The organism is Deltaproteobacteria bacterium, from assembly GCA_016931625.1.
Classification (GTDB): domain Bacteria; phylum Myxococcota; class XYA12-FULL-58-9; order XYA12-FULL-58-9; family JAFGEK01; genus JAFGEK01.
Map to the genome: position 1 here is coordinate 41,683 of JAFGEK010000051.1, position 7,418 is coordinate 49,100.

Annotated in this window: 4 protein-coding genes; 2 read left to right on the forward strand and 2 right to left on the reverse strand. The window is 38.1% G+C overall.

Annotated elements, in window-relative coordinates; translation table 11 throughout:
* Positions 1-163: 163 nt before the first annotated feature.
* Positions 164-1,855, forward strand: a complete 1,692-nt coding sequence (locus tag JW841_04335) for a glycoside hydrolase family 43 protein (protein ID MBN1960151.1) — start codon at positions 164-166, stop codon at positions 1,853-1,855.
* 23 nt (positions 1,856-1,878) lie between these two features.
* Here the strand turns inward: JW841_04335 and JW841_04340 are convergent, their stop codons facing one another.
* Together JW841_04340 and JW841_04345 are read right to left on the reverse strand one after the other, a co-directional pair.
* The gene (locus tag JW841_04340; protein ID MBN1960152.1) at positions 1,879-2,847 is read right to left on the reverse strand and encodes a glycosyltransferase family 2 protein; all 969 of its coding nucleotides are present in this window, start codon (positions 2,845-2,847) and stop codon (positions 1,879-1,881) included.
* A 6-nt stretch (positions 2,848-2,853) separates the two neighbouring features.
* Positions 2,854-3,789, reverse strand: coding sequence for a hypothetical protein (locus JW841_04345; protein ID MBN1960153.1), 936 nt, complete (start codon positions 3,787-3,789; stop codon positions 2,854-2,856).
* 327 nt (positions 3,790-4,116) lie between these two features.
* On the opposite strand from JW841_04345, the gene JW841_04350 reads away from it, so the two are divergent.
* Positions 4,117-7,374, forward strand: a complete 3,258-nt coding sequence (locus JW841_04350) for a hypothetical protein (protein MBN1960154.1) — start codon at positions 4,117-4,119, stop codon at positions 7,372-7,374.
* Positions 7,375-7,418 lie beyond the last annotated feature (44 nt).

Consider the following 7,418-nt stretch of genomic DNA (forward strand, 5'->3'; position numbering starts at 1 on the left):
TCTCGATAGTGCGCTGGTGATTTTTATATAGTGTATGCCTATTAAAAATAATCACAAAAGTACTGCAGCGATAATTTTCCCATTGCTACAGTACTTTTTATCTTTTTCACAGTTGAATACCGTTAAAAATAATGGTTACCTCTTACAAAACTAGAGGTTAACTGTGTCTGATACCATTTTGAATCCAATCCTTCCCGGTTTTCATCCCGATCCTTCAATTTTACGCATAGGCTCTGATTACTATATCGCCACATCAACCTTTGAATGGTGGCCAGGTGTCCGTATTCATCACTCAAAAGATTTGGTTAACTGGCATCATGCTGCTTACGCTCTTACACGTACAAGCCAACTTGATATGATAGGAAATCCTGACTCTGCGGGTATTTGGGCGCCTTGTTTATCCTATCGTGATGGTCTATTTTATGTAGTCTATACCAATGTACGTACTTGTTTAGGTGCTTATAAAGATACGCATAATTATTTTGTCACCGCTAAAAAAATTACTGGGCCCTGGTCCGAACCTACCTATCTAACCAGCATTGGTTTTGATCCATCATTTTTCCACGATGATGATGGGCGCACTTGGTATGTAAGTATGAAATGGGACCATCGCCAAAAGCATAACCCTTTTCCTGGTATCTTTTTACAAGAATATTCACACAGCGAAAAACGCCTAATCGGCAAATCAAAACTGATATTTAAAGGCTCTAAACTAATGGTCACTGAAGGGCCGCATATTTATAAACGCAATGGCTGGTATTATTTACTAGTTGCCGAAGGTGGTACTTTTTATTCCCACGCAGCAACACTAACACGCTCACGTAAAATTACTGGACCATATCAAATTAGCCCCTATCATCCATTATTAACTTCATATAAAAAACCGCGACATTTATTACAACGTGCGGGTCACGCAAGCTTAGTTGAAACCCAAAATGGCCAATGGTATCTAGCACACTTATGTGGCCGACCGCTTGAATGGCGAGGTGAAGACCGTAATAAAGCTGGTGGTTATGATACGCTACATTGTCCGCTTGGTCGTGAAACCGCAATTCAAGCTGTACAATGGACCGATGATGATTGGTTGCGGTTAAGCCATGGTACTAACACTCCAGAATGGACTGTCGCAGCACCCAAATTAAAACGGGTATATGCTACACCAAAATCTGAGTCTGAAATTGATGACTTTGATAGCCTGAAACTTTCGCCTCATTTTAACAGTTTACGAAGACCCGTAAATTCAAATTGGCTTTCACTTAAAGCTCGCAAAGGTTTTTTGAGATTATATGGCCATGAATCGTTTAGCTCTGTTCACAATCAAAGTTTAATTGCACGACGTTTAGATTCATTTAAAGCAGAAGCTAGTACCGCAATTGAATTTTCACCAAAATCTTTTCAACAGATGGCAGGACTCGTTGTTTATTATAACTCACATAATCATGCATATTTATACATAACCCATGACAAAGAATTGGGGCGTATACTCACTATCAGCAAAACCGACCGCAACGTTTATAGTGAAATTAAAAAACCTGTAAGTTTAGACAAAGCTAAACGGGTATGGCTAAAAGTAGTATTTGATCAAACCGTCTTTCGATTTTTCTACGCACTAACAAAAGATGCTTGGCATCAAATTGGTCAAGAATACTCCATGGCATTCATCTCTGATGAAAACGCAACAAATTTTACTAGTAATACTAAGGCGTTTTCATTCGGATTTACAGGGACTTATATCGGCTTAGCATGCCAGGATTTTACTGGTGGGGGTATGCATGCTGATTTTGATTATTTTAGTTATCGCTCTTTTCCAACAACGATTGCGTTAAAAAAAAAGTTAAAAACTAAAAAAAAGTAATGCCCTCTTAGCAAGTAATAATATCATTTTATATTATTAAACACGCCACAATTTTCACAAACTTGCCGCTTCATAGTTGACTGTTCAACAAGTAAATTCGGTCGTCCACGTACTGCATGTAAAATTTCACCGATATATATACCTAGTATACCCAGTATAATAAATTGGACTCCCATTAAAGTAGTCAATAATAAAACCGTACTCGGAAAACCTTGAATAGTCGACTCTAATACAAAATATACAATTAACGAATATACACCAAAGCCTAATGAAAAAAACATACATATGGCGCCAAGCGCTAACGACAAATAAAGAGGCACATCGCTAAAACCAGCAATGCCACTAATAGCTAAGCGTAGCATTTTTCTTAAAGTATAACGAGATTTTCCGTACGCGCGCTTACCTGGTTGAAAAGACACTGATGTTTGAGTAAACCCCATCCAGGTGCTTAAACCACGTAAAAATGGTCGATGCTCTTTACTAGAAGCAAGCACTTGAACCGCACGTTTATCAAATAATCGATAATCAGCCATGCCTGGCATTAATTCAATACCAGAGAGTTTTTTAAATAATTTATAAAAAAGCCGAGAGGTTAACCGTTTAAACAATGAATGTATATTTTGCTTATCAATACGGATAGTATGCACAATAGCATAACCTTTACGCCATTGTGCAATAAGCTCAGGAATAAGCTCAGGTGGATATTCAAGATCTGCATCTATGGTAATAACTGCATCTCCACTCGCAAATTGCATACCAGCAATAAGTGCAAGCTGATGACCAAAATTACGTGATAGACGTAAACCCTGCACCTCACTAAAACGCTGATGTAAATCACAAATTACTTTATAGGTATTGTCAGTACTCCCATCATCTACAAAAATAATTTCCCAAGTATACGACTCACTGCTTAGGACATTATTTATGCGCTCATATAACGCAGAGATATTATTAGCTTCGTTATAAGTTGGAACTACGATCGAGATATCCATTGGTACTTAACGTGCTAAAGTCAATTCACTACCAGCTACTACTACCGACATCTTACCCACTCTTACTTTAACCTGCGCTTTGGTATCGGCATCCTGTACAATACCGATTTTACCAGTAAATAATCCTGACATAATACGCACTTTATCACCGGCACTAAAAGAAGTAGCCTGACGACGCTTTTGTTGTTTTTCTTCTTGCAGTTGTTTTTGAGCTTCAATGTGGTCGTTATCACGTGTCCATGTGACAAAGCGATAAACTGGCAATAGTGCTTTGATTGCTTCGGCAACTTGATCAACTATTGCTAATTCTGCCGCTATTACTTCTTCAGCAGCAATCGAATAGCCTAATTGCCATGCCGCCGAATTTTGCGCGAGGTCAGCAGCTTGTTCTTCAAGATGACCGAGGTTGGCATCTGTTACCATCTGCTTTTCATCCCCCAATCCCACGCTCGCGCCTTCTGGCAGGTCTTTAAATAAATCAAGCAAACGCTCGCGCTCCCAACCTTTTTGTAGTTTAGCAGCAATATTGCGCCGATCTACTTTAGCACCAGCAGCTACATGCAAACCAATCCAAAGCTCGTTTTGTCTTAAAACTACAGCAATTGATGCATGTTTATCTTGGGGGGCAATGTTAAGTAAGGCCGTTTGATCTAACTTCACTCGCTCAACAAAACTAGCTAATGCTCCTCGCGATGCCGCATCACGAAACCAAAAAATCCACTGGGCATCGACTTTTTTCTGGTTTGACAAATTTGGCATGTCGTCTGATGCGCCATGCTCAAGATTAGCAAGTTCATTTGCTAGCTGCTGCTGCAGGCGTTCACATAAGCCCAGCATATTGTCTTTAACGCGCATGCGAGGCAGATTATAGACATTGCTCGACCACTTTTCGGGGCTGTAGGTAGCAAATGCTTCTGTGGTAAATGCATTAAAGGGCTTCATCTCGTCCTCGGCGCTACTGATCCATTATTCCTACAGCGCCAAAGCCCTATTTCCTGCGCTAGGGTGGTATTCGTCAAGTCGATGATGCGTCAAATTTTAAAAAAAAACCGATCACCAATTGTGCTAACTATCTGTTTTTTCGTAACAGCATAAATTCGTCACGCACCGCTAAGCAAAAAAATCACAAAAATCGAGCAACTTTCCGTCCTAACAACACGAAAAAAATAATGGTAATAAATAATGACAGGAGATTAATGTCAGCAGATGCATACCCCTAGCATCAAATAATTGAAAGCTGCAATAATAAAGAGAAAAAAGAAGTAACTTATGAAAAAATATCTCGTCGATAACACCGTTATTTGGTTTCAACCTGGCTATAAATCATTAAAAACCGATGGCGATAATATTGAAAAAGTTGCCCAAGAAATTATAAATAAATTAGAAAAATATAATATCGAAATTTCCGCAAAATATACGAATTATAAATATGAATATATCAAAAAAGGTAAAGTTGATGCGAAAAGCTTTTTAGCAACAATAAAAAAATATGGATTTGATATTAATGATACATTACAACTTTTAGATGATATTGCTAATATTGATAATTATAATAAATCAATTTCTCTCGATAACCTCGATTTACAGCAAATAACCAATATCAATGATGGGTGTGATGATAATTATAAAAAATCTGAATCAAAGCTCAACGATTTTGTTAATAAGTCTCCCTATGCTGCGCTTCTAGTTGATAAAACCGCCAGGCGAGATATTCCCCGATGGTTTTCTCCCTTATGGACAAATCTGCATGTTGAGCTAGCTTCTATGCTTGCTCAATACTCTACCAGGATGGCAACTCTTAAAAACTCAAATATCCAACTTGAATCACAAGATATAAAATTGTTTTCTGGATGGGCAACGCAGGTAATTGCCGAAAATAACCCTTCGGGATACGCTTTGCTTTTTGCTTCTGAAAAAGAAAGCAAACAAGTTTTTACCGCCATTTGCGCGCTTTTTCCTGAATACCCAGGTTGGAAAAATGCTGCAGCAATTATTTGGAAAGGTATAAAAGATAAAGTCAATGCCACTAGTATATCTACAAATCAATTGATAAAGACTTTCCCTAAAAAACTACAAGAACCAATCAAGCTCATGGTTAGCGCCAACAATGGGATGGTTGGCTATTTAAAGATACTTAAAAACATCGATGGATTCAATACGTTGACGGTTGACGAGCAGCGAACGATCATTGAGTTAAAGCCATATATTCATGACAACCCCTCGATACTTGAGCTAACAGCAAAATTTATGGTTACTGCCCGACCAAATAACCGTAGTGAAATAATCAATATAGTAAAAACAATAGATCGAAATAAGCAAATGATTGCGCCTAAGTCAGCCAAAGCGATAACTAAGCTAACCCAAGAAGAGCAGTTGCTCTATTGGCGGCATTTAACATTTCCTGATGGCCCCTGCGCTTGTGATCTGAAAGATATACTTTTACATCCGTTATATCAATATATACCTAATATCTCGAAGCAAAATATTATTTCGCTCCTCAGTGCACGGCAAACTGAGAGCAAATATTTCATGTCCACCAACAACCAAATACCTGTCGGTTATAAATTAGCTCTCAAATGGATTTTCCAAGCTCTCGAAACCGCAAAAGATAAATGCACCAGCCCGCAATATTGGCAAGCTATAAACGATGTTGTTGAGGATGCTACTCAATTTTCCTGCACACTCCGAAATAGTGACTTAACAGCAAATTTTATGACGAATCTTGGGCTCGAGCGACTATTTCATAATAATGAGTTCTGCGCACTACCAACTGAACTCAAAGCTGCCGCTTTAAGCTATCTGCACACTTTTGCCGACAAACCAGAAAAGCTATCCATACTGATAGAATTGCTAGAATACCCTCAGCTAGTATTCGCATCTAGAGATGAACTTTTTAACTATGTAAACTTAGCCGATTCACTTGCTGAGTCAGATCGATTTTTATTTTTAAATTTCATCACCAGCGATTATTTTCTGTTGTTTTCCTCGGATGAAAGGCGATGCATTTTTGACGAAATCGCGGTATTAGCAAAAACCAATCACTTTGCGGATACTATCAGCAAAATACAGCCTTCTTTGGCAATCAAGGCAGCTTTGCAAAACAACGATTTCACCAGCGCTAAAGAACTACTAAATGTCGATGAAGTCCTTATAGCTATTAATACTAATCCATCGACTCTATCAAATGCGCATACTGTAAACTCGGCCCTGCAAAATCGCATATGTCTAGCAACTAGCATTCCGACAGAATTAGCTAGCGGTGATGGTGGTATTTTTTATTACCTAAATGAGGCTTTTGCTAAGCATAAACAACTAGGTGCGGCTATACGTGAAACCGGCGAGCGCGCTTCGATTGAAAAAAATAAGAACGCTTTTGCACCGGTGACCTATTCTGGTAGTACTTCGCTTTTGGATGAGGTTGGTATCGATAAAACTACTATAATAGGTATAATGAATACTAATTTTTATATTTGTGCCAATATTCCAATTCCATCAGGTGAGCTCGATAAAACTCTAACCTGCATCGAAGTGGCACAAAAAGAACATGGCGTTGATAATAAAGTTATTCGTTTTAACGATTTAACCTTAACCAAAGCCTATGCAAATAGCTATCGTATCATCAATAATACTGCCGCTGGTGAAGCGGTAGTATTAGCAATCTCTACCCATGCTCGTCCCAATCAACTTTCTACATGCGATGAGAAATCATTATCAATCGAGCACTTAAAAAAATTATATCAGCTTGCTGAAAGTCGTGGCGTACGCTTAGCGATAGTTGTTTCAGCATGCTATGGTGGGTCGCTGGTAAATAGTCTGCGCAAAGAAGAACTCGCTAAGATAACTTCTCGAAATCCTGGATATCAATCTGTGCAAAATCTACAAGCAATTTACGATGGCTTAATCGATGTTCGCACTTCGATTACTAATTATTTCAAACAAGCCGAAGAATTACAAAACGTAATTTTATCTACGGCTCACGGCCGGCATACCTTTAAGAAAATTTCTTTAAGCGAAAATCAAATTTTGGCTACCATTGCTAAACTATTTACCAAAGTAAAAAATGCAAGCGGTAAATTAGAAGCCGGGCAATCATTAGAAACGGCAGTTAAAGATCGCGATTTTATTTTCGCCAAAAAATATAAAGATATCAATAAACGCCGCAATAAATTCGATCACTTCCGTTATAAAGTAAAAGTAAGTTACGATAATACCTATATAGCTGAGCGTAACTATTTAGATGCTACCAAACAATTTATTAAAACGATTTCGAATTATTTAATCGACATAGAAAAGGCTCAAATCAAGCTAAAAGAAACAAGCGATTTGCTTGCTGATAAAAGCCTTTTTGCTAAAGCATTAAAAGACCTCAAGCAATTATTGACTGACCCACGTCTCACTGGAAACGCCGAAACCTTAACCAAAGATGATTTTATCAATCTTCTTGATGCAATCGACGCTTTACTTTCAAAATTGCTGATGGCTAGTTTTTCTTACCAAATTAATAGCACGACTGATAATCCACATTAGCTCTTAAGTTACCTTCCCGATGTATTATTTATATAATAATAAAA

Excerpts from the sequence above, each read along its gene's own strand:
- JW841_04340 (MBN1960152.1), bottom strand. The coding sequence starts at position 2,847 with ATGGATATCTCGATCGTAGTTCCAACTTATAACGAAGCTAATAATATC.
- JW841_04345 (MBN1960153.1), bottom strand. The coding sequence starts at position 3,789 with ATGAAGCCCTTTAATGCATTTACCACAGAAGCATTTGCTACCTACAGC.
- JW841_04350 (MBN1960154.1), top strand. The coding sequence starts at position 4,117 with ATGAAAAAATATCTCGTCGATAACACCGTTATTTGGTTTCAACCTGGC.